This window comes from Amycolatopsis sp. CFH S0740, from assembly GCF_004522315.1.
GTDB classification, from domain to species: Bacteria; Actinomycetota; Actinomycetes; order Mycobacteriales; family Pseudonocardiaceae; genus Amycolatopsis; species Amycolatopsis nivea.
This window is the reverse complement of record NZ_SDLS01000001.1, coordinates 637,637-663,052: the sequence shown is the minus strand read 5'-3', so window position 1 is coordinate 663,052 and position 25,416 is coordinate 637,637. Positions and strand designations below refer to the sequence as shown.

Sequence of the window (25,416 nt, the reverse complement as noted above, 5' to 3'; positions counted from 1 at the left end):
GCGGTTCTGTGCGTCGCTTTGTTCGCAGAACTCCCCCTGAGCCCGGCCCGCCGGAGAAGGCGGAGACCTGGGCACCGACGCGCAATACGACCGCAAAATCGTCGTGGTCGCTGATCCAATGCTCCGCCACCATAGCAACGGCATCCGTGGGTGACAATCCCGATATACGCTTCGCATACATCGCGCAATTGCGATCGCCGGCGTTCCTTGACGGCTGTTCCCGGCTGTGTCTAAGGTCAGGTCGCCGGCGCCGCGTTCAGGGGAGAGCCAAGGTCGCACTGGCTAGGGGGAATCTCGGTGGCTCTGTTGTCTTTCGAGCAGCAGCAATTGTGGGTGCGCTACCTGATCGACAGGCGTTCCGCCAGCTACAACATCCCGCTGGCGATCCGGATCGCCGGCCCCGTCGAAGTCGGCGCGTTCCCGGCAGCCCTGCACGATGTCGTTGTGCGACACCAGATTCTGCGAACTTTGTACCGCCATACCGGTGACGGCCCGGAGCCGGTCCTGCTCACTGTCGGCGCGGCCCGAAACCGAACATTCGCGACTTTCGAGGTGTGCGGCATAAAACCGGGAGACTCGCTCGAGGAGGCGGTGCGGGAGTTCATCTCCCGACCATTTGATCTTGGTTCCGAAATGCCGGTTCGAGCTCGTTTATTTCAGCTTTCTGCCGTCGCTCATGTCTTCGTCGTCGTGTTTCACCACATCGCCGCGGACGGCTGGTCGATGACGCCGTTCGCCCGCGATTTTTCGCGCGCGTACGCGGCCAGGCGGGACGGGGACGAACCGACCTGGACACCGCTGCCGGTGCATTATCCGGACTACGCCCGGTGGCAGCGGGAGCTGCTCGGCGACCCCGCTGATCCGGAGTCGCTCGCCGGTACGCAGCTGGCGTTCTGGGCGGACTTCCTCCGGGACGCGCCCGCGGAACTGCCGTTGCCGTTCGACCGGCCGCGGCCACGGATTCCGTCGTTCCGCGGTGCAAGCACGACGTTTTCATTGCCCGCCGACGTGCACGCCGCACTAGTGCGCGCGGGCTCCGAAAATCGCGCGGGACTGTTCATCGTGCTGCACAGCGCGGTCGCCTGGCTCCTCCACCGGTTCGGCGCCGGCGAGGACGTCGTCATCGGCGTGCCGGTCGCGAACCGGCCCGACGACCAGCTCTCGGACTCCATCGGCTTCTTTGTCAACACGCTGGCGCTGCGGACGAAACTCCCGCGCACCGGCACGTTCGCGGACCTTCTGCGTTCCGTGGCGTCCGCCGACCTCTCCGCGTTCGACCACCAGGACGTCCCGTTCGAGCTGGTCGTCCAACGGGTCAACCCGCCGCGCTCGGCGGCCCGCCATCCGCTGTTCCAGGCGATGCTGACCTTCGACACGGAAACAGGCCGGGCGGGCGGCGACTGGGCGCTCCCCGGCGCGACCGTCGCGGACGATCCGGTCGACCACGGCGTCGCGAAGTTCGACCTCCTGTTCTCGTTCGCCGACCGGCGCGGTCCCGGCGGCGCCCCGGCCGGCGTCGAATGCCGGATCGGGTACGACGTCGCGTTGTTCGACGAGGACACAGCCCGGCGGCTCGCCGCCGGACTGCAGCGAATCCTGGCAACGGTCGCGTCGCGGCCGTCGGCTCAACTGGCCGAGCTTGCGGTGCTGACCGGAGAAGAGCGCTCGGCACTGCTGGCAACGGGCGTCGGCCCGGAGCACCGGATCCCCGAAACCACCGTCACCGGCCTGATCGACGCACAGGCCGCGCGCACTCCGGACGCACTCGCGCTCGCCGACGAGGACGGCAGGGAAGTCTCCTATGCCCAACTGGTCGCGGAGTCCGGGCGGCTGGCTCGGCGTCTGCTCGCCGAAGGGGTGCGAGCGGGCGAGGTCGTCGCGGTCGCCGTCCCCCGCTCGGCGCGACTGGTGGTCGCGCTGCTAGCGGTCATGCGGATCGGCGCCGCGTACCTGCCGCTTGACCCGGAGCTGCCAGGGGACCGGCTGCGCCACATGGTGGCGGAGACCGGCGCGCGCGTTGCGCTGGTGGCCGAGGAGACGGCCGGTGCCGTGGCCGGCTGCCCGGCCGAGCTCACGGTGTCCGACGAGACGACCGGTACCGGGCCCACCGGACCGCCCGCGATCGCGGTTCCGCCCGGACAACCCGCCTACGTCCTCTACACGTCCGGTTCGACCGGCCTCCCCAAGGGCGCCGCCGTGTCCCACCGCGCGGTGGTGAACCGTCTCTTGTGGACACAGCGGCAGTACCGGCTCACCGGCGAAGACCGGGTCCTGCAGAAGACCCCGGCCACCTTCGACGTGTCTGTGTGGGAGTTCTTCTGGCCGTTGGTCGCCGGTGCGACCCTGGTACTGGCCGCCCCGGAAGGACACCGCGACCCGGTCGCGCTGGCCGAAGTGATCACCCGCCGCCGGATCACCGTCGCCCACTTCGTACCGTCCATGTTGGACGCCTTCGTGGCGGGTCCCGAGCCGGCCGGGTGCACGTCCCTCCGACTGGTGATCTGCAGTGGCGAAGCCTTGGACGCGACGCTCGCCGCGCGCGCCCGGCGGTCGCTGCCCGGTGCCGCCCTGCACAACCTGTACGGGCCGACCGAAGCGGCTGTCGACGTCACTTTCCACGAGCACCAGCCGGGGTCGGACATCCGGTCCGTCCCCATCGGCCGGGCCATCGACAACGTCCGCACGTTCGTGCTCGACCGGCACCTGCAGCCGGTGCCGGCGAACGTGCCAGGAGAGCTGTACCTCGCGGGCGACTGCCTGGCGCAGGGGTATCACGCCCGGCCCGGGCTGACTGCCGAGCGGTTTGTCGGCTGCCCGTTCGGGCCGTCAGGCGCGCGGATGTACCGGACCGGCGACCTGGCGCGGTTCCTGCCGGACGGCGAGCTCGACTTCCTCGGCCGGGTCGACCGGCAGGTGAAGCTGCGCGGATTCCGCATCGAACCCGGTGAGATCGAGACGGTGCTGGCCGCTCACCCCGCGGTGGGGCGTGCGGTCGTCACGATGGCCGGTGCGGGAGGTCCGCGAGAGCGGCTGGTCGCGCACGTCACGATCGACCCCGTACGGGCGCCGTTGCTGGCGCGAGCAGTCGCGCTGCGCGCCGGGCAGTTGCCTGCCGGGCTCGGCCTGTGGGAACCCGGTGAAGACGTCGCGCTGGTCGGTCCCAGTGCCGCGGAAGCGGAGTTCCTGTATCGCGAAACGTTGGACGGCGGCGGGTACCTGCGGCACGGCGTCCGGCTGCCCGACGACGCCGTGGTGCTCGACGCAGGAGCGAATATCGGGATGTTCGCCATCGACGCGGCCGCGCGGTGCCGTCGACTCACGGTGTACGCGTTCGAACCGATGCCCGAGGCGTTCGCCGCGCTCGAGGCCAACGTCCGGCTGCACGGCCTCGATGCGCGCCTGTTCCGGGTGGCGCTCGGCGAAAAACCGGAGGACGAAGCGGAGTTCACGTACTATCCGCACGCGTCGATCCTTTCCGGACGCCACGCCGACGCCGAAGCCGAGCGCGCGCTGATGCGGACCTACGTCGCGAACGTCCTGCGGCAGACCGGCGTCGACGATGTCGAGGCGGAGGTGCGCGCGGACCGCCTCGAGTCGGTCACCGTGACCGCGCCGGTCGAGACGATCTCGCAGATGCTGCGCGCGAACCGGATCGAACGGGTCGATCTGCTGAAGATCGACGTCGAAAAGAGCGAGTTGCAAGTCCTCGCCGGGGTCGAGAACGCGGACTGGGCACGCATCGACCAGGTGGTCGCGGAAGTGTCGGGAGCGGCGGAGGCCGGGCAGGCCGCGGCGTTGCTTCGGCGCCACGGCTTCGCGGTGGAAGTCACCGAGGAGCGCGCGCTCGCCGGCTCCGGGCTGCGGCTGGTGCACGCGGTCCACCCGGCGCGGGTCCGGCCTGCCGGCGCCCCGCCCGAGCCGCCGAGCGCACCGCGCACCGTACGGGCGCTCGTCAGGGAACTGCGGTCCCGGCTCGCCGCCGCGCTGCCGGCCTACATGGCGCCCGCGGAGATCGTCCCGCTTCACAGCTTGCCGTTGACCGCCAACGGCAAGCTGGACCATCGCGCGCTGGCGGCAGCGGCCGAGCCGCGCCCGGCGGGCCGCGCTCCCCGGGGCCACGAGGAAACCGTGCTGTCCGAACTCTTCGTCGACGTGCTGGGGCTGGACGAGGTGTCGGCGGACGACGACTTCTTCGCCCTCGGCGGCCATTCCCTCACCGGCACGATGCTCATCACAAGGATCCGGGACCGGCTCGGCGCGGAAGTGTCGCTGGGCGACCTCTTCGACCGGCCGACCCCGGCTGGACTGGCCACCCGGCTGAGGCCCATCGACGCGCCGCGTCCCGCGCTGCGCCGCCGCGCCCGCCGATAGCCGACAGTGCCCGACGTCTGCGCGGAGTTGTCTTCTTCTGGCACGCCATGGACTGACTCCGGCAGAAGTTCTGCCGAGAATCGTGCGGATTGCCCCGTTCGCAAATTGTCCGACGATCGGGCGCTAACGAGAAAGCAGTCAGCTTCCCGCGGTTTGCGATTCAGTTTTCGGGAACACTTTCCTTGGACAGGGGATCCTCTGCGGGCTTGGCCTCTGTTTATTTGCGCGGGCAAGAACGGGGTTTCGGCAATGCGAAAGTACTTGATCGTCGGTCCGGCGACGCCGATATCCTGGTTCCTGGGAATTCGGTGAACCGGGGCTGCAGCCGGCGGCACCGAGCGAACTATTCGAGGGGGCAACGGAAATGACCGAGAACATCCATCGGCAGGCCACCGTCGTCGGAAAGGCGGCGAGAACGAGGTTGAACGGGCACGAGCCGCTGGTGATCTGGCTGACCGGACTTTCGGGTGCGGGCAAGTCAACGATTGCCAACCTTCTCGAGGAGCGGCTGCACGGAGGGGGAATGCACACCTACCTGCTGGACGGGGACAATGTGCGCACGGGGTTGAACGGCGATCTCGGGTTCGGGGCCGCCGACCGGCGGGAAAACGTCCGGCGCGTCGCGCACGCCGCAGCGTTGATGGTGGACGCGGGTCTCGTCGTCGTCGTTTCGCTCATTTCTCCGTTCGCCGCGGACCGGGAACTGGCCCGTGGACTGGTTGGCGACGGCGAGTTCTGCGAGGTGTTCGTCGACGCCCCGCTGCCGGTCGCGGAGGCACGCGATCCCAAGGGCTTGTACCGGAAAGCCCGGCGCGGCGAGCTGAAGAACTTCACCGGCATCGATTCGCCGTACGAACGACCGCGGAATCCCGACGTCCACGTCGACACGAGCGAGATTTCAGCAGGAGAAGCCGCCGACGCGATACTGGCGTGGCTGCCGGTGACGTCGGGAAAGCCAGGCTAGCCGGCCCGGAACTGGCGCGTTCGCCGCCTCGTCGAAGCGGTCGACCGGGCAGGCGGGCCCGGCCCGAGTCCACTGCCTCGGCGTCGGGCGTTGGCGGTGTCCTCAAGGTCGGCGACGGACGGCGAGAGCCGGAGACGGTCGCACCGCTGGGGTTCGGCCAGTTGCCGGATCGCCGGGCCAGATAGGTCCGATTTCGACGAGTTTTCCAGCAGGCCGGAAAAGATCTTTGGCGTCGAAACCGGCGATGATCCTCCAGGAAAACATCCTTTTCATCCATCGTGCGGTGCTTTTGTGCCGACGGTTTCCCGGTTCGCTTCACGGGCCAACCGTCCGGGCGACCGCGCAATTCGGTCAGATATGCGCCCAGTTGCGGGCTCGTCGTCATCGGCCCCGCGCCGTCGGGACGGTGCCACATCGGGGCTGCCACGGCGTTGCGATATCCGAAGATGGCTGATTTCCGGCGAGCGGGGAATACCGAGCGGGTCGGGAGTGCTGTTCCTTAACGAAGCCTGCCTTCCGGAGGACTATCTTTACCCGGTCAGGGGTTATGTAGCCGGGGCATGGCAAGTGTAATGGTCGTACGGACGCGTCGTCCGCCTTGCGGGCGTTCGGCCGAACTGGGTGGCTTGTGGGGGAATGGTTGTCGAATCGGGGATAGGACAGCGCCCGAAAGCGGAAACGGCTCTTTTGTGCTGCGAAATCCGCGGAATCGGGAGTGGTGCCGCTTCCTGCTGTGCATGGCTCCCCCGCGTCGGGACCGTGAGCACGAGTGCGGGCGGCACTGGTTCCCGGGACGACGGCCGCACTGCGATGGGGGGGATGGCATGACAGGACAGGATTACGTGCCGGTGAGCGGGACGTCCGGGTTTCCGTCCGAGCGGGCGCTGTCCGCGCAACCGGACGTGGTCATGATCGCGGTGGCCGACCTCCTCGACGCCGATTCGCCGCGGACCGGCGGCGTCGACGCAGCGCACGTCCAGAACCTGGCGGAATCGGCGACTGAGCTGCCGCCGATCATCGTGCACCGGGCCACGATGCGGGTCATCGACGGGGTGCACCGGGTCCGGGCCGCGATCGCGCGAGGCGATGACCGGATCGCGGCCCAGTTCTTCGACGGTTCCGAGGAAGAAGCATTCGTCGTGGCGGTCCACCGGAACTCGGCGCACGGCCTGCCGTTGTCGAACGCCGACCGCACGGCTGCCGCCGGGCGCATCCTCCGGTCGCACCCGCAGTGGTCCGACCGGAGGATCGCGAAGATCGCGGGGCTGTCCGGCAAAACGGTCGGAACGATTCGCCGCCGGCTGCCCGTGGCCGTGCCCGTCCAGCGGATCGGCCGGGACGGCCGGAGGCGGCCGGTCAGCGCGCGGGCCGGCCGCCTCCGGGCCGGGGAACTGCTGGACCGCCGTCCGGACGCGCCGTTGAGCGAGGTGGCGGCCGAGGCGGGGATCGCGCTGAGCACGGCACGGGATGTTCGCCGGCGGCTGAAGGCGGGCGAAGGGCCGATCCCGCCGAAACAACGGCGGGCCTCGAAGCCGAGCAGACCCGCCGGCCACGAGGCCGCACCGGTTTCCGTGCCTGCGCAGGCAGGCCCCGGCCAGGTTCTCCCGGACCTGCGCGACCTGGCGCGAGACCCGGCGCTGCGCGCGACCGCCGACGGCCGGGCGGTCCTCCGGCTGCTGAGCCTGCACACGCAGACCGCGGCACACTGGGAGCGGCTGATCGTCCGGCTTCCGCCCTATTCGCGGACGACGGTGGCGCGGCTGGCCCGGCACTGCGCCCGCACCTGGGACGCCGTGGCCCGCCGGCTCGAAGGCGATCGCGCCGTGGACCGGTTTTGAGGACGGGACGGTCGATTCGTGCTAGAAACAAAGAAGGTGGATTATCTGCGCGTTTAGTCGATTGCGGGCGTGAGGATCCGGATCGGAAACCGTCAGGAAAACGCGTCTTGGGGGAATTTCGCGTGAGACAGATCGTGTCCAGTCAGGTGTCCGTGTGTGACCATTCGGAAGGCGAGACGCTATTCCGGATTTCGGGAAGAGTGGCGCTGTCCCGGGGCGGCCGGACCACGCCGGTCGACTCGGCGATGGTGCGAGGGCTGTTCGCCGCGCTCCTGCTGGAGCGGGGCCAGTACGTGACGAAGCAGCGGCTGGTCGAGTCGTTGTGGGACGACCCGCCCCGCTCGGCGCTCGACAATCTGCGGGGATGCGTGTGGCGGCTCCGCCGGATGCTGGCGTCCGTCGACCCCGCCGTGGCGCGCAAGTTGACCACCATCGCCGGGACCCGCGGCGGCTACGCGCTGGCGGTCTGTCCAGGCCAGGTCGACGTGCTGCGGTTCACCGAACTGGCCGAAGAGGCGAGCGTTCGGCTCAGGGCCGGTGACGTCGCCGAAGCGGGAGCGGGGTTCGCCCGCGCGCTCGAGCTCTGGCGGGGACCCGCCGGGCAGGGCTGTGCCGCCTCCCGAGTGCTGCAAGCCCGGTTCCGCGCCCTCGAACAGTTCCAGTTGACCGTCCGCGAGCGGCTGGTGCACGTGAAGCTGCTGCAGGGTGCGTCCGCCGAGGTGATTCCCGAACTTCGCAGCCTGGTCGGCACGGCGCCCAACCGGGAAACGTCGTGGGCCCTGTTGATGCGGGCGTGTTACCTCGCCGGCGACCTCGCGGGAGCGCTGACGACCTGGCGGCACGCCACCGAGGCGCTCGCGGAGGAGTTCGGCTTGGATCCGTCGGACAGTTTCCGCGAGCTGCACGCGTCGATCCTGAATCGGGACGAGGCCGGGGTGCGCAACAGCGTCCTGCAGGCCTAGCGGGTCGGGACGAGAGGGCTTCCGGAGGCGACGCGGCTGCCCGACGCGCCGCCGGAGGCCGTCGCCTGTCCGCACGACAGACTGGCACAGAGCACCGCGACTCGGGAGAACCGCCGTGGTCGCAACACCCGGGCGCCATTTACTCGGGAACGGGCTCGCCGAGCAGCCGCATCCCTGGTGCGCAGGCGGAGGCCAGTGCGACTCGCCGATCCGGGGGAAGGCGGCCGGCGGCGCCCGTGCGAGCCCCGTCGAGAACGTCGCCGGCGACGCCGAGCCAGCCAGGATCCGCCTCGATCCCGAGGAAACCGCTCAGCCGCGCGAGTTCGTCGCGCGGCCGGCCGATCAAGTCCTCGTAGCGCAGGGTCGCGAGCCGGTCCGGCGGGAGATCGGCCAGCGCGGGCAGCCCCGCCGACACCATGGCCGACCACATCCGCCCGAACACCTCGACCGGAATGTCCCGGTCGAGCCCGAAAGCGTTTTCGAAGCCGCCGGTGCACAATAGCGCCAGATCCGGGGGCAGTCGTTTGACGTGTTCCGGGGTGAGTTCGCGAAAATGCGAGACGCCGGCGAGATCGAGGATTTCCGTGGCGAACGCCGCGGTGCGATATCCGCCGTGTCTGCTCATCGAAAGCGCGCAATCCGGCCCGTATCGGTACATGTGGATGAATTTCGCTTCCGGAAACGCCGCGCGCAGGGCGCTCGTCCACTCGAGCGAGTGCCCCGATCGCTCGACGACGACCCGTCGCCCGAGGCGCGTGGCGAGCAGATCGAACAGCGCCGTGTGGTGGCCGGCGGCCGTCCGTGCGGGCCAGCCGGGGACGATCTCCGAGAGTTCGTCGAACAGGCCGTCGGTGTCCTCGGCCAGGTGCGGCAGGGCCATCAGCGCGATCGCGGGGATGCCGCCGTCCTGCGCGGAGAACCGGCCGGGACGGCGGGGGTAGAGGAACTCCGGCAGCGGCGCGTCTCGCCGGATCATCTCGTCGAACACGGGATGGGGATCCGCGAGCAACCGCCAGTACTCCGCACCGGACATCTCTCGGGCGGGCAGGGCAGCGAGCCCGCCGAGGGAGACGAACAGCTCGTTGAGGCTGAGGACGTCGGGGTGCTGGTTGAGGATGCGGGACAGCACCGTGGATCCGGTCCGGCCGGTGCCCACCACGAACGCGACGGGCCGGTTCATCGCACCTCCTGCACCGGGCGGGAGTCGCCGGCCGGCGCGGCGGCGGGCTCCCGCAGCAGCTCGTCGAGCCGGCCGAGCGCGTCCGCGAACGGCGCGGGCGCGCCGACGTTCCGCTCGCCGGTCGTCATGCTGTAGCCCGCCACGGGCGGGAGGACGGCGACGTTCGGCCGGTCGTGAAGCGCCTCGACGTGTTTCCGGTAGGCGTGCCCGTCGGCTCCGCCGGGCGGCAGCGAGGGGACGAGCACGATCGGCGCCGTCGTGCACTGCAGCGAGAGCAGCAGCGGGGAGTCGGACAGCCCGAGCGCCAGCCGCCCGGTGAAGTGCAGGGTCGCCGGGTAGACGATCACCGCTTCGGCCCACCGGCCCAGCTCGACGTGCGGAGCGGCGGTGTACGGCTCGTCGGACCACTCGTCGATCCCGGATTCCGCCCCGGTGACCAGGTTGACCGCGGTCTGGGTGACGAACCGCAGCGCTTGCCGGGTCAGCAGGACCCGAGTCCGGGCGTTCGGGCAGTGGTGCCGCAAGCGCAGCACTGCTTCGGGCAGCGCGGTGACGGCGGGTGCGCCTGTGCCGGCCAGCAGCACCCGCTTGCCGTCCACGCCGGGGTAGCCGGTCATGCCGCACGCTCCGGTGCGCCGGCGGGCTCGAGCACCAGCACCGACGGGGCGTTCGCGGTATCGAGCAGCCGCATCAGGGTGAGGCAGACGCCGGCCCGGCCCAGCAGCAGCCCGGGAATGTTGCCGCCGGTGATGCGCCCGAACCGAGGGCCGCCCGAGGCGAGCGCCTTCACCAGCGCCTCGGCTCGCTGCTTCCGCTGCGGCCGCCAGTTCTCGGCGGCGGGACCGAGCCCGGACAGCACCGGCTCAGCGAGGGTGAACAGCTCGAGGCTGCCCGAGTCGCCATGGCATAGGCAGTGGTTGCCGAGCAGGCCCGCCTCGGCGGTCGCGGCGAGCGCGGCCTCCGCCTCGGCCAGGTAGCGCGGGTCCGGCACCCGTCGATGGGCCAGCAGGCGCGCAATGCCGATCCCCGTCGAGCCGTGGCACCACAGCGTCGGGTGCTCCTGCACGATGCCCGTGAGGTCGGTGAAACCCCGCAGGTCCTGCCATGCGTTCTTGCCGGGGATGCGCAGGCTCATGTCGTGTTCGAGAGCCTCGACGCCGAGCCGGCGCACGCGGTCGTCGTCCAGCACTCGGGCCGCTTCGAGCAGGGCCCAGCCGATTCCGGCCGAGCCGTGGGACATCCCGCCGAGCGGCGGCCCGTCGTCCCGGCTCCAACCGCGTCCGGTTCCGGTGTCCACCGCGGTCGCGGCCAGCCGTTCCGCGCAGATCGCGACGATGTCGGCGAGAATCGGCATGCGGTAGCGGTCGTGCAGACCGGCGGCGACGACGGCGCAGCCGGCGAGGCCCGCGACGAGATCGGCCGAGTCCTCCTGCCGGGCGCAATCCCGCAGGTGGGGCAACGACGACTCGAGCAGTTCGAGGTATTCCGGGTCGCCGGTCAAGTGGTGCTGGTGGGACACCGCGTAGATCGTCCCGGACAGGCCGGCGTAGGCGCCGACTCGGAAGACGTCGCTCCCCGCCGCGCGGCGGCGGAGTTCGTCGACCACCGGACGCATGCTCCGGCGGCTCAGATCCGCGAACCGCTCGTCCTGGTAGAGCTCGGCCGCGTACCCGAAGGTCAGCGCGAGCCCCGCCAGGCCGTCGTAGAAGCTGGTGTTGAGCGGCTGGAAGCTCAACGAGCCGTCGCGGATCCCGTCCGTGCCGATCCCGACCCAGGCGCAGTCGTCGTCGCCGAGGATCGCCTCGTCCGCGAGCCGGTTCAGGGTGCGCCGGGTCAGCTCGTCCAGGCTGGGTTCGGGGACGCGGTTCGGCGCTCCGGACGAGGGCGTCGTCGTCCGGACGGCACCGCCCAGAGTGTCGAGCGCGTCCCGCAGGATCGCCAGCTGCGTGGCCCGGTGGTCCGGGCCCAGCATCGCCAGTTTCCGCTGCAGCGTCTGGCCGCTCGGCTCGGTGAAGAAGTCTTCGGCCACGACCTCGCCGCCCTGGAACAGCGCGGTCGACCCGGGCTTGGTGTGGAACGCGGGGATGTCGGCCCGCAGCAGCTGACGGCGCTCGGCCTCGATCACCGGGACCAGGTCGTCGCGCGTGGTCGCGGCGGTCCACAGTTTCTCCAGCAACTGCTCGGTGGCCAGGCCGTCGCGCAGGTAGTCGGGGTGGAACCGCTCCATGCGGAACAGGTCGTAGCGCCGGGTCGCCCTGGCCAGGAAGCGGACCTCGATGTCGTCGGCCGATCGCAAGAGCGCGGCGAACCGCTCGCGGGACGAAGCGATGGCGTCGTAGCCGTCGAGGAAGCCGCGGACGACCTCGCCGGTGTACCGGGCCGGATCCGCGGCCCGTCCGTCGACCACCGGCCGGTTCCGGGCGGGCTTGGTCTCCTTGCGCACGCCGACGATGTGCATCTGGTCGGTGAAGGGCGCCGCGATGGCCGGCATGGGCCGCGGGGTCAGCTGGGGAGTGCCGCCGCCTATCGCGCTGACGTCGATGCCTGGCGTGACGCCGTCTCCGAAGGTGCGCAGCGGCACGACAAGGGTCGCGAGCACGCTCTGGGCGAGAAAGTCGAGGGCCCTCTCGTTCGCTTTCGCGGACGAGAGGTGCCGGACGGAGGTGTGCTGCAGGATCGTCTCGAGGTCGACGGGCACGGGGGAGTCGCCGACGGCGATGACGTTGGTCATGTGGATGTCGACCGCGCCCAGGACGTGCAGGACGGCCAGCATCGCGCCGATGTGGACGTAGAAGCGGGGCAGGTCCGCTTCGCGGTCGCACGGCTCGTGCTCGAGGAACTCGCACCAGCCGTAGCCGGGCCGGGCGAGGACCCGCATGCTCTTGACGTTCAGGCCGGTCAGTTCGTTGAGCAGGTCGAGCGCCTCGGCGTAGGTCCGCTCCGGGTCGACCGGCCGGGGCTTGTGGACCAGCGCCGAGCCGTCCTCGAATCCGAAGCAGGACACGGAGCGCCCGTGGTTGTGCGGGTCTCCGAGACCGCTGCGGACACCGGTCACCACGACGTGGTCCGACAGCAGCAGCCCCTGGCGCCGGAGCTCGGGAAGGTCGGCGGCCAGCCGGGTCAGCGTCTCGACGGTGTTCGCCAGCCAGTCGGTGCCGTGCTGGACCATCGCACGCGCGAGAACCGGGTATTCGGTGAAGAGCTGCGTGCGGTAGCCGTCCCGCCGAAGCACGACCTCGTTGTAGTACGCGTAGCGCTCCTCGGGCGTTTCCCCCGTCAGCAGGCCGCCGTCCCGGGCGACGTTGAGTTCGAGGATCAATGTCCGGTGGGCGATCTCGAGAAGTCCGGTCGCCAGGCCGTCGACAAGGGTTTCGTGGGCGTGTTCGGTGAGCGCTATCTGATCGAGCGCGGCCTGACTCTCCCATTGTCGTAGTCGATCGGCGTAATGACAGATGAAAGCGTCGAGAAGCCCGGAGAAAAGGAGTTTTTCGTAGGTCTCGCCGTAAAGTGCCGTGACAGGCTCGCGACTGTCCGCGGGTTTCCGTTCACCCGACAGAATGGTGTCGAGTTCCGGGACCCACGCGGTGGCCGCGCCCGCGGCCGAAAACGGTTTGCCGGCGACAAGCGCGGCGAAGGTTTCACGGGAAATCCCGGCGACGGCGAGCCGGCGGGCCATCGTCGACTCGTCGAGGTACGCGGATTCACGCCATTCGTCGACGGCTGCCAGATCCGCGGCGGTCGGTGCGCCCGTCCCGGCGACGTGCCGTTCTCGCAGAAATGCCGCGTGGTCCGCGCGGTAGCGGGTCGTGCCCATTGCCTCCGGGTCCTTTCGGCCGTGGCGTGCGGGCGGGCCGTCGTCCGGCCCGCCCGCACGCGTCGAACACCCTCACGGGTCGCCCTGCGGCTACGTCAGCAGTTGCACTCAAAGGTAAAGGTGCAGATGTAGCCGCTGCTGGGCAGCGCCGCGGTGCGCGCCTCGGCCAGGTCCTCCTGGCCCAGTTCGCCGAAGCCGAGGCCGGCCGGGTGCGAACCGCTTTCGTGGGCGGCGGACTTCCAGTCGTTGATGCTCTGCGTCGGCATGCCGACTCCCTCCATGTGGAATGGATTTTTCCGATTCCGTGCGGCGGGTAGGTTCCGTCGCACGGATCGAAACTAACAACGAAGCCGTGTCCGGCCGGTGTGGCCGGCGTTGGCGGTTCGTATAGGGACCGTATATCTGCAGGTTAATTGGCCGGACGCGACGATGATGATCACGCTGAGGGAATTCTCAGGTACGGCTCGGTACGTTTCCGCGCATGGAGGAGTCTTTCTCGCGGAATCGGGCGCTGCACCGGGAAACGGTGCGCACCGCCGGAGTGACCAAGGTCTACGGCCAGGGAGGAGCAGAGGTACATGCGCTGAGGGGGGTCGACGTCGGATTCGGCGCCGGCGAATTCACCGCGATCATGGGGCCGTCGGGTTCCGGCAAATCCACGTTGCTGCACTGCCTTGCCGGTCTGGACACGGTGACTTCGGGGTCGGTCTGGCTGGGGGACACCGAGATCACCGCGCTGACCGACCGGGAGCTGACCAAGCTCCGGCGCGAGCGCATCGGGTTCATCTTCCAGAGCTTCAATCTGCTGCCGACGCTGACCGCGCGCGAGAACATCCTCCTGCCGCTGGAGATCGCGGGCCGTCGCCCCGACCCGCAACTCGTCGAACGGGTCGTGGAGCGCGTGCGGCTCGCCGACCGGCTGGGGCACCGGCCGAGCGAACTGTCCGGAGGGCAGCAGCAGCGCGTCGCCGTGGCCCGCGCACTGGTGAGCCGGCCCGAGGTGATCTTCGCCGACGAACCGACCGGCAACCTCGATTCGAACTCCGGAACCGACCTGCTGGAGTTCCTGCGGGTCTCGGTCGACGAATTCGGCCAGACGATCATCATGGTCACCCACGACCCGCACGCGGCCTCGTACTCGGACCGGGTCGTGTTCGTGCGGGACGGGCAGTTCGTCCACGAGCTGGGCCGGCCGACCGCGGACACCGTCCTCGACACGATGAAGAAGCTGGAGGGCTGAGCCGGATGCTGAAGCTCACCCTCGCCGGACTGCGCGCGCACCGGCGAAGGCTGCTGCTGGCCGCGCTCGCGACGCTGCTCGGGACCGCCTTCGTCGCGGGCACGCTGGTGCTCAGCGACACCCTGCGCACCAATACCGACCGCACTGTCGCCGGCAACGCGGACAAGGCCGACGTGGCCGTAGTGGCGGACAACCAGCTGCGGAAGCTGGACCAGGCCGCCGTCGACCGGGTCGCCGCGATCGCGGGCGTCCGGCAGGTGCAGGGGCTGGTCATCGGCGACATCTCCGTGCTCGACCGCGCCGGCCGCCCGGTCCGGGATCAGCCGATGGGCTTCTCGGTCACCATGCGGACCACGGCGGTGCAGGGCCGGCTGCCCGCAGGGGACGGCGAGGCCGTGCTGGCCGAGCAGACCGCGAAGGCCCTCGGGTACCGCGTCGGGGACACGATCACCCTGGTCGACCATGCCACCGGCGAGCCCCGTCCGTTGCGGGTCAGCGGGTTCAGCAGCGTTGCCGGGCAGGGAATTCTCGCCCTGCGCGGCGGGATCGGTTTCACCGAGCCCGTCGCGCGGCAGCTGACCGGCCAGACCGGATTCTCCGAGCTGTACGTCAAGGGCGGCGACCCGCAGGGCCTGAAGGCGAAGGTGGCCGCAGCCGTCGGCAGCGGCCCGTACGAGGTGTTCTCCGGAGCGGAGTTCGCCGAGCGGCAGGCCGCGGGCAGCGGCATCGACCCGGTGGTTCTGCGCAGCGGGCTGGTGATGTTCGCTTTGATCGCTTTGTTCGTGGCGATGTTCGTCATCTACAACACCTTCAGCATCCTGGTCGCCCAGCGCACCCGGGAGCTGGCGCTGGCACGGTGTGTCGGCGCTTCGCGCGGTCAGGTGTTCGGCGGGGTGCTGGCGGAATCCGCTGTCGTCGGGCTCGGCGCGGCGGTGGCCGGGCTGCTGGCCGGGATCGGCACGGGCTATCTGGCGTTGCCCGTGATGAGTGCGTTCGGGACGCCGATTTCGCCTGGATCGTTCACCGTGACGCCGACGACGGTGGTGCTCAGCGTGCTGGCCGGGCTGCTCGCGACCGTAGCGGCGGCGCTGCTTCCGGCGGCCGCGGCGACGCGCGTCGCACCGGTCGCCGCGTTGCGGATCCAGGCGGAGCCGCGTACCGAGCGGCTCAACCGGGCCCGCGCGGTAGTGGCCGCGCTCTTCTGCGCCGCCGGCGTCGCCAGCACCGCGGGCGGGCTGGCGAGCAACGGCAAGACGTACCCGCTCGTGCTCGTCGCGTTCGGCGGGCTGTTGTTCTTCGCGGGCGTGATTTTGCTCGGCCCGGTGATCGTCCGCGTTTTCGGGGGTGCGGTCGGCTTTCCGATCCGCCGCACGCTGGGCGTGCCGGGCAGGCTCGCCGTCGCGAACGCGATGCGGAACCCGAAACGTGCGGCCACGACAGTGCTCGCGCTCATCATCGGGATCACCTTGACCACCGGGGTATCGGTGATCACCAGCTCGCTCGAGTCGTCAGTCGGAGTGGGCGTCGGCGAAGCCCTGCCTGCCGACTACATCATCACGCCGCCGGGCGCCGACTCCTCGGTGACGTTGCCGCGGTCGGTCGGCGACGACCTCCGCGGGCACAACGGGGTCACCGAATTCACCCGGGTCCGCGAAGCCCCGGTAGTCGTCAAGGGCGCGACGTCGATGCTGAGCACGATGGAGGGCGCCATCGCCCCGGGCGTGGTGCGGGGTTCGCTGGACGGCTTCGGCCCCGGGCAGCTGGCGTTGCGTCCCGAACGGGCCAGCGAGCTCGGCGTCGGGGTCGGCGGAACGGTGTCGATGACCGTGGCGGGTCATCCGGTGGAGGCGAAGGTGGTCGCGATCGTGACCGGCAATGTCGTGCCGCGGACCCTGGTCGCGCCGGGCTGGTTCGACCGGTTGTTCCCCGGGCGGGGCGATACCAGCCTGCTTGTCAGGTTCGCTCCGGGTACCGCGCCGGACGTGTCCAGGGCGGTCGTCGACGAGGCGACGACCGCGGTGCCGACCGCGAAGATCGTGGCGACCGCCGATGCGAAAGACCGGCTCGAAGCTTCGCTGAACCAGGTGACCGCGCTGATCACGGCCCTGCTGGCGCTGGCTGTGCTGATCTCGCTGATCGGCATCGCGAACACCATGACCCTGTCGGTGCTGGAACGCTCCCGCGAGTCGGCCATGCTGCGGGCGTTCGGTCTCACCAAGCGGCACCTGCGGTTGATGCTGACGACCGAGGCGGTCATCTTCGGAATCGTCGGCGGGATCGTCGGCGTGCTGCTCGGGTGCGGCTTCGGGTTGGCCGCGGCCAGGGTCATCAACGACGACGTCGTGCTGAGCCTGCCCTACGGCCGGATCGCGCTGATCTTGGCCGGTGCGGCGGTCGCGGGGGTCGTGGCCGCCCTCCTGCCGCTGCGGCAGGCCGCGAAGACCTCGGTGGTCGAGGCGCTCGCCGTCCAGTGAAGGTGACCGCCGAGGTCGCCCCGGCGGTCACCTTGCCCCTCCGGCTGACCGTCGAGTGCGGAACCTCCGCACTCGACGGTCAGCGGCCGTAACGACGGTTCCGCCGCGCGTAACTGCGGAGGGCCCGGAGGAAGTCGACCTCGCGGAAGGCGGGCCAGAAGGTGTCGCAGAAGTACAGCTCGGAGTAGGCGCTCTGCCAGACCAGGAAGTTGGACAGCCGTTGTTCCCCGCTGGTGCGGATGACCAGGTCGGGGTCGGGTTGCCCGGCGGTGTAGAGATGCCGGGACACGTCTTCCATGGTGATGGTGTCGGCGAGCTCGTTCAGCGTCCCGGCAGCGGCGTGTTCGGTCAGCAGGGCACGCAGCGCGTCGACGACCTCCTGGCGGCCGCCGTAGCCGATGGCCAGCGTGATGTGGTGGCCGGTGTCGCAGTCGCGGGTGACCTCGACAGCGTTCTTCAGCGCATGCGCGGTGGTGTCCGGCAGGGCGTCGAGAAGACCGGCGACGTGCACCTGCCACCCCGCGTCGGGCTGGGCGAGCTTGTCGGTGATGACCTGCTCGATCAGGTGCATCAGGTACGACACCTCGGCGTCGTCGCGGCGCGCGAGGTTCTCGGTCGAGCAGAGGTAGATCGTCACGTGCTTGACGCCCGCGCGCTCGCACCAGGACAGCACGGTCTCGACGTGTTCGGCCCCGCGCTTGTGCCCCATGCTGAGGTCGGCCATGCCCATCTGCCGAGCCCAGCGCCGGTTGCCGTCCATGATGATCCCGATGTGCCCCGGCAATTCGGCGCCCACGAGCTGTTTCCGCAGCCGGTGCGTGTAAATCCCGTAGATGATTCGCTGGACCGGACCAGGCAGCACGATGCGCACTCCGTTCGCCGTTGTTTCACGCGGGTTCGCGCCCATAGTAGCCAACCCCGTTTCCCTTCCGCGGACACGGTTCCCCGCAGCGGAAACGATGCCAGAATTGTCGGCGTAGGTCGGTTTTCGACTGTCTGGCGGGCCCGTTCTCCACAAAATTCTCAGGAAATGTTCGAACGACATCCAGAGGCTTCGGGGAAATGTCGCTGTCGCCGCCATCGCGATCGGCAGCGTCCGGGAGCTGCTTTACTGCCTGGCGCGCAACCACCACGAGCGCGTAGGTTCTCGACTGGAAGGCATGCGTCGCCGGGCTAGGGGAAGGAAGCCGTTGGACCTCACGGAGCGGCTGGCAGTAGTCACGAAGCTTTTCGAGGCCCACATAAAGGTGCCATTCCCGGCAGGCTTCGACCTGGCGATGCTTGACGCGGACCTAGCCGGTTGTGTCTCCACATGGGTAGTGCAACAAGGTCACCTGGACGACCGGAGATGGAACATTCTCGCCGAATGCGAACAGGACCTCATTCGAGCCATCCCCGAATCGGCCGCCGACAGTCGCGCGTACTGCCAAAGGCTTCTGGACATGGCGGTATTGGTACTCGAGGCGGATTCCCCGTAGCGGCAGCGCCAGCCGACGCACCCCCACCGCGCATGATCCCGCGACAACCCGCCGCGGGATCATGCGCCCAGGATCAGCGACCCTTCTCGTCGGCCCACCACTTCTGCCCAGCTTCCGGCAACGTCTGGATCGGGTCGTAATACGGGTACTTCCGCTGCAACGCCTCCGGGTCCTCGTGCTCGATCCCGGTCCGGTAGTTCTTCGTCCAGTACGAAATCCCGAGATCCCGGTCGTACTCCGCCAGCTGGTGCACCCACCGCTTCCCAACATAGGGCACATCGCACACAATCCGCGGCGTGGCATACCCCGGCAGATACCCCATGATCGAATGCTGCAATTCCTGCGCTTCCCAAACGGCAACCCGCCAGTGCTCAGCATTCGGAATCATGTCGCACATATAAAAATAGTAAGGCAGAATATTAGCCTCACCCTGCAACGCAAAGCAAAGATCCAGAAGCGCAGCCGGAGTGGCGTTGACCCCGCGCATCAGCACGCCCTGGTTCCGCACATCCCGCACCCCGACCTGCAGCGCCGTCCGCGCGGCCTCCGCCACCAGCGGCGTCACCGACTGCGCGTGGTTCACGTGCGTGTGGATAGCCAGGTTCACCCCGCGTGCCTGCGCCGTCAGGGCGACCCGCTGCAGGCCCTCCGCCACCTTGGGCTGCAGCCAGTGCTGCGGAAGCGCCGCGAGGGCCTTCGTCGCCAGGCGGATGTCACGCACCGTCTCGATGTCCATCAGGCGCATCAGGAACGACTCCAACTGCGGCCACGGCACGTTCGCCACGTCGCCGCCCGAGACCACCACGTCTCGGACGCCGGGGGTGCGCTTCAGGTAGTCGATCATGGCGTCCTGGCGGTCCACCGGCTTGAGCGCGAGCTTGTGCTTCTCCACCTGCTCGGTCGAGTTGCCGACGAGGTCCATCCGGGTGCAGTGGCCGCAGTACTGCGGGCAGGTCGAGATCATCTCGGCCAGCACCTTCGTCGGGTAGCGGTGGGTGAGCCCCTCGACCACCCACATCTCGGCCTCGTGCAGGGAGTCGCGTTCGGCGTGCGGGTGGCTGGGCCACGCCGGGTGCCGGTCGCTGCGCACGGGAAGCATGTAGCGGCGGATCGGGTCGGCGTAGAACGCCTCGGTGACCTTCGCCGGGTCGGTGCCCGCGTGCGGGGCCATCGTGTTGATCATCTGCGGCGGCAGCAGCATCGACATCGTGGCCATCTCGCGCTGGTCGGCGACCAGGTCCTCGTAGAACCGGTCCTCCAGCAGATCGCCCATGAGGGCCCGCAGCTGCTTGACGTTGCGCACGCAGTGCACGCGCTGCCACTGGGCGTCCCGCCACTCTGCTTCGGTCACGTCGTGCCAGCCGGGGAAGCGGCGCCAGTCGGGTTCGGCCAACTCGGCGCGGACGTACTCGTACGGCTGGTCGAAGGCGGCGGCAGTCGGCACAGGTTCCTGGATCGCAGTCATCTGTACTCCTAGTCGTCGGGAACGCGTGAAAATATCCTGCCATAACGTTAGTTGACCGTAAATCTTTCTGCACGCTGACCCGGTCTGCCCTGCTCGGGGGACCAGGCGGGAGACTCGGGGAGTGAACGACAGCACCACGCTCCTGCTCGGCGGCCGCGTCTACACCCCGTCCTCGCCCGACGCGACCGCGATGGCGGTTTCCGGCGGCACCGTGGTGTGGGTCGGCCAGGACGCGCCCGCCCGCGCGCTGCACCCGGACGCCGAGGTCGTCGACCTGGGCGGGGCGTTCGTCGCGCCGGCGTTCGTGGACGCGCACGTGCACGCCACCTCCACCGGGCTGCACCTCACCGGTCTCGATCTGACCGCCGTCCGCAGCTCCGCCGAACTCCTCGCCGCGGTGCGCGACGCCGTCGTTCCCGGGCAGGTCCTGCTCGCGCACGGCTGGGACGAGTCGTCCTGGACCGAGCAGCGGCTGCCGAGCCGCGCCGAGCTGGACGACGCCGCCGGGGACACGCCCGTCTACCTGAGCCGGGTCGACGTTCACTCCGCGCTGGTCTCGACCGCGCTCGCGAAACTCGCGCCGGGCGTCGAGTCCAAGGCGGGATGGTCCGCCGACGGCCCGCTCACCCGCGACGCCCACCACCTCGTCCGCGGAGCCGCCCGAGACGCGATCACCCGAGCGCAGCGCCAGGCAGCCCAGCGCGCGTTCCTGACGACGGCCGCCGCGCGCGGGATCGTCTCGGTGCACGAATGCGCGGGCCCGGACATCTCCGGCGAGGAGGACTTCGCCGACCTCCTCGCGCTGGTCGGCCCGACACTGCCCGAGGTCGTCGGGTACTGGGGCCAGCTGAACGGCCTCGACACCGCCCGCCGCCTCGGCGCGCACGGCGTAGCCGGAGACCTCTTCGTGGACGGCGCGCTCGGCTCCCGCACCGCGGCCCTCACCGCGCCGTACTCCGACGAGCCCGGCACCTCCGGCTCCCTCTACGCCGATGCCGGGGTCATCGCCGACCATCTCGTGGCCTGCACCGAAGCCGGGCTGCAGGCGGGCTTCCACGTCATCGGCGACGCCGCCGTCGGGGAGGTGGTCGAGGGGTTCCGGCTCGCCGAGAAGCAGGTCGGCCAGCGTCCCCTCGCGGCGCGGCACCACCGGGTCGAGCATCTGGAGATGGTCACCGCGGAGCAGGCGCGCGCACTCGCCGGATGGGGCGTCGTCGCGTCCGTGCAGCCGCTCTTCGACGAAGCGTGGGGCGGCACCTCCGGCATGTACTCCGAACGGCTCGGCGACCGGGCGGCAGCGCTGAACCCCTTCGCCCAGCTCGCCGCTGAGGGAGTCATGCTCGCCTTCGGCAGCGACGCCCCGGTGTGCGCGGTCGACCCGTGGGCTTCCGTACGCGCGGCCGTGCACCATCACACGCCCGAAGCGCGCCTGTCCGCCCGCGCCGCGTTCACCGCCCACACGCGCGCCGGACACCGCGCGGCGGGCGTCAACGACGGCGTGACCGGCAGCCTCGTCCCGGGCGCGCCCGCGCACTACGCGATCTGGGACGCGGCCGACCTCGTCGTCGCCACCGCCGACAGCCGAGTGCAGCGCTGGTCCACCGATCCGCGTTCGGGCGTGCCGCCGCTGCCGAGGCTGGAGCCGGGCACTCCGCTGCCGCGCTGCCTGCGCACGGTCCGCGGCGGCACGGTCATCTACGACGAGTTCACACCGGCCGCTTAGAGTTCCGGGTGTGGCAGTGAGCGTGGCGGACGCCGATTCGGGCGTTCCGCACAAGACCAAGCGAAAGCGGGCGTGGAAGCCCTGGCTGGCGCGCGTCGCGGCGACGGCGGCGACCGGCTACGGCTACTACCTCAGCTTCGCGCCGCGCCCGCTGTGGTGGCTGGCCCCGATCGCGTTCGCCGCGTTCGCGCTGCTCCTTCGCGGACGGTCGTTCCGCGGCGCGTTCGGGTACGGCTTCGTGTTCGGCATGGCGTTCTTCGTGCCGCTGCTGGTGTGGCTGCAGGACTTCCTCGGCCGCGACTTCGGGCCGCTGCCGTGGCTGGCGCTGTCGTTCGCGCTGTCGCTCTACTTCGGACTCGCCGGATGGCTGATCCGGGTCGTGGCGCGGCTGCCGCTGGCGCCGCTGTGGGGCGCGCTGGTGTTCGTCGCGCTGGAGACGCCGCGCACGTGGTTCCCGTTCGGCGGGTTCCCGTGGGGCCGGGTCGCGTTCAGCCAGCCCGAGGGCGCGTTCCTGTCGCTCGCGTCGGTCGGCGGCGCGCCGCTGGTCGGTTTCGCCGTCGTGCTCACCGGTTTCGGTCTCGCCGCGGTGCTCGGCAGGCTCTGGCGCACGCGCAAAGCCTGGGACCGCGCACTGGTCTGGCCCGCCGTGTTCACCGTCCTTCCCGCCGCGGCCGGGCTCGCGGTGTGGCCGACGATCGGCACCGAGGCCCAGGACGGCTCGCTCACCGTCGGCTCCGTGCAGGGCAACGCGCCGGACATCGGCCTGGCTCTGCAGGGCCAGCGCGGGGTGCTGCGCGCCAACGCTCTCGCCGAGAGCGCGCGGCTGCTGCAGAAAGTCCAATCAGGACAGGCGCCGAAGCCGGATCTGCTGCTGTGGCCGGAAACCTCGACCCCGCTCGACGGCGACGACCCGGGCGTCGACCAGGTGGTGTCGGCGTTCGGGGCCCCGGCGATCATCGGCGCGCTCGTGCGCACCCCGGACGGGGCGGCGGAGAACTCCGCGGTCGTCTGGGACCCGAACACCGGGCCGGGGCAGCGGTACGTCAAACAGGATCTGGTGCCCTTCGGCGAGTACGTGCCCGCGCGCGCCGTCGCACGGCTGGTGACGCCGTTCATCGACGACACCCGCGACATGCGTCCCGGCGACGGCTCCAACGCCGCCCTGTCGGTCGCGGGCACCAAGATCGGCGTGTTCATCTGCTACGAATCGGCCTTCGACGGTCCCGCTCGCGACGCGACCAACGCGGGCGGCGAACTGCTCGTCGTGCCGACCAACAACGCGTGGTACGGGCCGGGGGAGATGAGCTACCAGCAGCTGGCGATGGCGCGGCTGCGCGCGGTCGAGCACGGGCGCGCGGTGGTGGTGTCGGCGGTGTCCGGGGTGAGCGCGCTGGTCGCCCCGGACGGGACGATCACCAGCTCGACCGGGCTTTTCACGGCGGATGCCCTGGTCGGGCGCGTGCCGCTGCGCACGCAGACTACGCTGTCGGATCGAATCGGTGCGTGGACGGAGTACGGACTGCTGGCGTTGGCGATCGCGGGTGTCGCCGGCGGGTTCGTGCTCCGTTTTCGCACCCGGCGCGGCGAAGCAGCGACGGCCGCGAAGACGGGGACCACAGCAGGGGAAGCGGCGGGCTGACTCGCCGGATGCGGAGGAGACGGATGGCGCAGGCGCCGCGGGGGGCCGAAACGATCGAACCGGTGCTGGTGGTGATCCCGACCTACAACGAGCGGGACAACCTCGGCCCGGTGCTGGACCGGCTCCACAAGGCACTCCCGGACGTCGACGTGCTCGTCGTCGACGACGGCAGCCCGGACGGCACCGGCGAGCTGGCCGACGAGCGCGCGGCCGCGGACAAGCGGGTGCACGTGCTGCACCGCACCGCGAAGGAAGGCCTCGGCAAGGCCTACATCGCCGGGTTCCATTGGGGGATGGAGCGCGGCTACGCGACGTTCGTGGAGATGGACGCCGACGGTTCGCACGCGCCGGAGGACCTGCCGCGGCTGCTGGACGCGGTCGGCGACGCGGACCTGTCGATCGGGTCGCGGTACGTGCCCGGCGGCAGCACGGTGAACTGGCCGCTGCGCCGGACGCTGCTCTCGCGCGGGGCGAATCTGTACTCGCGGATCGCGCTGGGGATCAAGGTCGCGGACATGACCGCCGGGTTCCGCGCGTACCGGCGCCCGGTGCTGGAGAAGCTGGCGCTGAACGAGGTCGCCTCGCACGGCTACTGCTTCCAGATCGACCTCACGCGCCGCACCGCGGACGCCGGGTTCGACATCGTCGAGGTGCCGATCACCTTCACCGACCGGGAGATCGGCGTGTCGAAGATGAGCGGCGGCATCATGTCCGAGGCGTTCTTCCGGGTCGCGGAGTGGGGCGTGCAGCGCCGCCTGGCCCAGCTGAAGAAGCTGCTGGGCCGGGGCTGAGCGGCGGCTACTTCAGGACGCGGTAGGTGAGGTGTTCGGCGCCCGGCGTCGACACCGCACCGAGCGGCTCCAGCCGCACCGGCCCGGGATTTCCCTGGGGGAACAACGGGGTTCCGCCGCCGAGGACGATCGGCGCGAGGTGGATCCGCAGCACGTCCGCCAGCCCGGCGTACAGGACCTGCGACGCGATCGACCCGCCGCCCATCACGACGACGTCCTTGTCGCCCGAGGCCGCGCGCGCCTGCTCGACCGCCTGCTCGACGCCGTCGGTGACGAACCGGAACCGCTCGCCGAGGCGCACCTCGCGGGGCCGTGCGTGGGTGACGACGAAGACCGGCGGGGCGACGGTCTGGTCTTCGTCGTAGCCGTAGCCGATCTCGTCGTTCCAGCCCTGCGGCCCGTCGACGACGTCGAAGGTGCTGCGGCCCATCACCACGGCTCCGGTTTCGGTGAACGACCGGTGCAGGATCTCCGAATCGCGCGGCGTCGGCTCGGACACCCAGGCGTGCAGCGGTTCGCCGCCGACGCCGAGACCGTGTTCGGGATCGGCTCCCGGCCCGGTGACGTAGCCGTCCAGCGACATCGAGATGTCCACGACCACCCGGCTCGTGCCTGGCTGCTCCGCGTCGCGCGCGAGTTCGCCGAGCCGGTCCATCGAATCGCGGATCCCGCGTTCCATCCCGCTCGCGACCATGGCGTCGCGGGCCTCGACGCTCGGGAACACCGACCGGGCTCGCAGCCGCGTCCGGCCGTCGAGTTCCTCGAAGATCAGGGTCTCCAGGCTGACCTGGCCGGGCGCGCCCTCGTACTCGAAAGTCTGCACTATCCGCTCGGCTCTCTCCACGGAATGGAAGACGCCGCGGAAGAGGTGCTCGCTGCCGTCGGTATCGACATGCGCGTAGCGGTACGCCCCGCCGGAATGCGGGTCGAACTCGAGGAGCCGCATCTCGACGTCGCGCGGACCGAGCCAGCGGGTGATCAGGTCGGGGTCGGTGTAGGCGCGGAAGAGCTGCGCGGGCGTCGCGTCGAACTCGCGGACGACCTCGACGAACGGGCTGCCGGGCTGGGCGGTGATGGTGGTCGGGTTCATCGGTCCTGCTCCTTGGTCTCTTCGAGAAGGCTGTCGAGGCGGCGGAACTCGCGTTCGCGGGTGAGCCGGTAGGTGTCGATCCAGCTGGTCAGCTCTTCGAGAGCGGCGGCGTTGAGGTGGCACGGGCGGCGCTGGCCGTCGCGGCTGCGCGTGATGAGCCCGGCCGCCTCCAGCACCTGGACGTGCCGCGACACGGCTTGCTTCGTCACCGGGAACGGCTCGGCCAGCTCGTTCACCGTCGCTTCGCCGCGAGACAGCCGGGCGATCAACGCGCGCCGGATGGGGTCGCCCAGCGCGGTGAAGGCCCGGTCCAGCCGGTCCTCGACGTTGTCAACGGACATCTTTATCAACCGATCTCTTTATCAAGCAGTACGTTGACAATAAGCC

17 protein-coding genes are annotated in these 25,416 nt (G+C 70.1%); 9 read left to right on the top strand and 8 right to left on the bottom strand.

Annotated features, from left to right (window positions below):
• The first annotated feature begins 297 nt into the window (after positions 1-297).
• From EIZ45_RS03235 to EIZ45_RS03220, 4 genes are all read left to right on the top strand, one after another.
• Positions 298-4,371: a non-ribosomal peptide synthetase gene (locus EIZ45_RS03235; RefSeq protein WP_134736021.1), complete on the top strand. Its 4,074-nt coding sequence runs from the start codon at positions 298-300 to the stop codon at positions 4,369-4,371.
• A gap of 364 nt (positions 4,372-4,735) precedes the next feature.
• On the top strand, positions 4,736-5,335 hold the full coding sequence (gene cysC / locus EIZ45_RS03230) for an adenylyl-sulfate kinase (RefSeq protein ID WP_134662743.1): 600 nt from the start codon (positions 4,736-4,738) through the stop codon (positions 5,333-5,335).
• Positions 5,336-6,159: 824 nt separating this feature from the next.
• Positions 6,160-7,173: a ParB N-terminal domain-containing protein gene (locus tag EIZ45_RS03225; RefSeq protein WP_134662742.1), complete on the top strand. Its 1,014-nt coding sequence runs from the start codon at positions 6,160-6,162 to the stop codon at positions 7,171-7,173.
• A 200-nt stretch (positions 7,174-7,373) separates the two neighbouring features.
• Positions 7,374-8,135, top strand: coding sequence for an AfsR/SARP family transcriptional regulator (locus EIZ45_RS03220; RefSeq protein ID WP_037806205.1), 762 nt, complete (start codon positions 7,374-7,376; stop codon positions 8,133-8,135).
• A 139-nt stretch (positions 8,136-8,274) separates the two neighbouring features.
• Here the strand turns inward: EIZ45_RS03220 and EIZ45_RS03215 are convergent, their stop codons facing one another.
• The 4 genes from EIZ45_RS03215 to EIZ45_RS45960 all read right to left on the bottom strand — a co-directional run bounded on the left by EIZ45_RS03215 (position 8,275) and on the right by EIZ45_RS45960 (position 13,395).
• Positions 8,275-9,315 (bottom strand): sulfotransferase, encoded by a 1,041-nt coding sequence (locus EIZ45_RS03215; RefSeq protein WP_134662741.1) that lies wholly within the window; start codon positions 9,313-9,315, stop codon positions 8,275-8,277.
• Entirely contained in the window at positions 9,312-9,932 is a 621-nt protein-coding gene (locus tag EIZ45_RS03210) for a flavoprotein (RefSeq protein ID WP_134662740.1), read from the bottom strand. The genes EIZ45_RS03215 and EIZ45_RS03210 overlap by 4 nt, the downstream gene beginning before the upstream one ends.
• Positions 9,929-13,129 carry a type 2 lanthipeptide synthetase LanM family protein gene (locus EIZ45_RS03205; RefSeq protein ID WP_134662739.1) on the bottom strand — a complete coding sequence of 1,067 codons (3,201 nt, stop codon included), beginning with the start codon at positions 13,127-13,129 and terminating at the stop codon, positions 9,929-9,931. Before EIZ45_RS03205 ends, EIZ45_RS03210 begins: the two co-directional genes overlap by 4 nt.
• A gap of 95 nt (positions 13,130-13,224) precedes the next feature.
• Complete coding sequence (locus EIZ45_RS45960; RefSeq protein ID WP_167754068.1) at positions 13,225-13,395, bottom strand: hypothetical protein; 171 nt, start codon at positions 13,393-13,395, stop codon at positions 13,225-13,227.
• A gap of 215 nt (positions 13,396-13,610) precedes the next feature.
• Between EIZ45_RS45960 and EIZ45_RS03200 the strand changes: the two genes are divergently transcribed.
• Both EIZ45_RS03200 and EIZ45_RS03195 read left to right on the top strand, forming a co-directional pair.
• Positions 13,611-14,369 carry an ABC transporter ATP-binding protein gene (locus EIZ45_RS03200; protein ID WP_051728520.1) on the top strand — a complete coding sequence of 253 codons (759 nt, stop codon included), beginning with the start codon at positions 13,611-13,613 and terminating at the stop codon, positions 14,367-14,369.
• 5 nt (positions 14,370-14,374) lie between these two features.
• Positions 14,375-16,843: an ABC transporter permease gene (locus EIZ45_RS03195; protein ID WP_134662738.1), complete on the top strand. Its 2,469-nt coding sequence runs from the start codon at positions 14,375-14,377 to the stop codon at positions 16,841-16,843.
• A 79-nt stretch (positions 16,844-16,922) separates the two neighbouring features.
• On the opposite strand, the gene uppS is transcribed toward EIZ45_RS03195, so the two are convergent.
• Positions 16,923-17,705, bottom strand: a complete 783-nt coding sequence (gene uppS / locus EIZ45_RS03190; RefSeq protein WP_037806677.1) for a polyprenyl diphosphate synthase — start codon at positions 17,703-17,705, stop codon at positions 16,923-16,925.
• Positions 17,706-18,394: 689 nt separating this feature from the next.
• Positions 18,395-19,786, bottom strand: coding sequence for a KamA family radical SAM protein (locus EIZ45_RS03185; protein WP_205669890.1), 1,392 nt, complete (start codon positions 19,784-19,786; stop codon positions 18,395-18,397).
• A 121-nt stretch (positions 19,787-19,907) separates the two neighbouring features.
• On the opposite strand from EIZ45_RS03185, the gene EIZ45_RS03180 reads away from it, so the two are divergent.
• The 3 genes from EIZ45_RS03180 to EIZ45_RS03170 are packed head-to-tail and all read left to right on the top strand — an operon-like array spanning position 19,908 to position 23,939.
• On the top strand, positions 19,908-21,509 hold the full coding sequence (locus EIZ45_RS03180; RefSeq protein WP_134662737.1) for an amidohydrolase: 1,602 nt from the start codon (positions 19,908-19,910) through the stop codon (positions 21,507-21,509).
• 10 nt (positions 21,510-21,519) lie between these two features.
• Positions 21,520-23,148 carry an apolipoprotein N-acyltransferase gene (gene lnt, locus EIZ45_RS03175; RefSeq protein ID WP_134662736.1) on the top strand — a complete coding sequence of 543 codons (1,629 nt, stop codon included), beginning with the start codon at positions 21,520-21,522 and terminating at the stop codon, positions 23,146-23,148.
• Positions 23,149-23,171: 23 nt separating this feature from the next.
• The gene (locus EIZ45_RS03170; protein WP_037806192.1) at positions 23,172-23,939 is read left to right on the top strand and encodes a polyprenol monophosphomannose synthase; all 768 of its coding nucleotides are present in this window, start codon (positions 23,172-23,174) and stop codon (positions 23,937-23,939) included.
• A gap of 7 nt (positions 23,940-23,946) precedes the next feature.
• On the opposite strand, the gene EIZ45_RS03165 is transcribed toward EIZ45_RS03170, so the two are convergent.
• Positions 23,947-25,029, bottom strand: coding sequence for an SRPBCC domain-containing protein (locus tag EIZ45_RS03165; protein ID WP_134662735.1), 1,083 nt, complete (start codon positions 25,027-25,029; stop codon positions 23,947-23,949).
• Positions 25,026-25,370 carry a helix-turn-helix transcriptional regulator gene (locus EIZ45_RS03160; RefSeq protein WP_037806190.1) on the bottom strand — a complete coding sequence of 115 codons (345 nt, stop codon included), beginning with the start codon at positions 25,368-25,370 and terminating at the stop codon, positions 25,026-25,028. Before EIZ45_RS03160 ends, EIZ45_RS03165 begins: the two co-directional genes overlap by 4 nt.
• Positions 25,371-25,416 lie beyond the last annotated feature (46 nt).

What these genes read in the sequence shown, in the direction of transcription:
- cysC (WP_134662743.1), top strand. Translation starts at nt 4,736, where the DNA reads ATGACCGAGAACATCCATCGGCAGGCCACCGTCGTCGGAAAGGCGGCG.
- EIZ45_RS03225 (WP_134662742.1), top strand. Translation starts at nt 6,160, where the DNA reads ATGACAGGACAGGATTACGTGCCGGTGAGCGGGACGTCCGGGTTTCCG.
- EIZ45_RS03215 (WP_134662741.1), bottom strand. Translation starts at nt 9,315, where the DNA reads ATGAACCGGCCCGTCGCGTTCGTGGTGGGCACCGGCCGGACCGGATCC.
- EIZ45_RS03210 (WP_134662740.1), bottom strand. Translation starts at nt 9,932, where the DNA reads ATGACCGGCTACCCCGGCGTGGACGGCAAGCGGGTGCTGCTGGCCGGC.
- EIZ45_RS03205 (WP_134662739.1), bottom strand. Translation starts at nt 13,129, where the DNA reads ATGGGCACGACCCGCTACCGCGCGGACCACGCGGCATTTCTGCGAGAA.
- EIZ45_RS45960 (WP_167754068.1), bottom strand. Translation starts at nt 13,395, where the DNA reads ATGCCGACGCAGAGCATCAACGACTGGAAGTCCGCCGCCCACGAAAGC.
- EIZ45_RS03200 (WP_051728520.1), top strand. Translation starts at nt 13,611, where the DNA reads ATGGAGGAGTCTTTCTCGCGGAATCGGGCGCTGCACCGGGAAACGGTG.
- EIZ45_RS03195 (WP_134662738.1), top strand. Translation starts at nt 14,375, where the DNA reads ATGCTGAAGCTCACCCTCGCCGGACTGCGCGCGCACCGGCGAAGGCTG.
- EIZ45_RS03185 (WP_205669890.1), bottom strand. Translation starts at nt 19,786, where the DNA reads ATGACTGCGATCCAGGAACCTGTGCCGACTGCCGCCGCCTTCGACCAG.
- EIZ45_RS03170 (WP_037806192.1), top strand. Translation starts at nt 23,172, where the DNA reads ATGGCGCAGGCGCCGCGGGGGGCCGAAACGATCGAACCGGTGCTGGTG.
- EIZ45_RS03165 (WP_134662735.1), bottom strand. Translation starts at nt 25,029, where the DNA reads ATGAACCCGACCACCATCACCGCCCAGCCCGGCAGCCCGTTCGTCGAG.
- EIZ45_RS03160 (WP_037806190.1), bottom strand. Translation starts at nt 25,370, where the DNA reads ATGTCCGTTGACAACGTCGAGGACCGGCTGGACCGGGCCTTCACCGCG.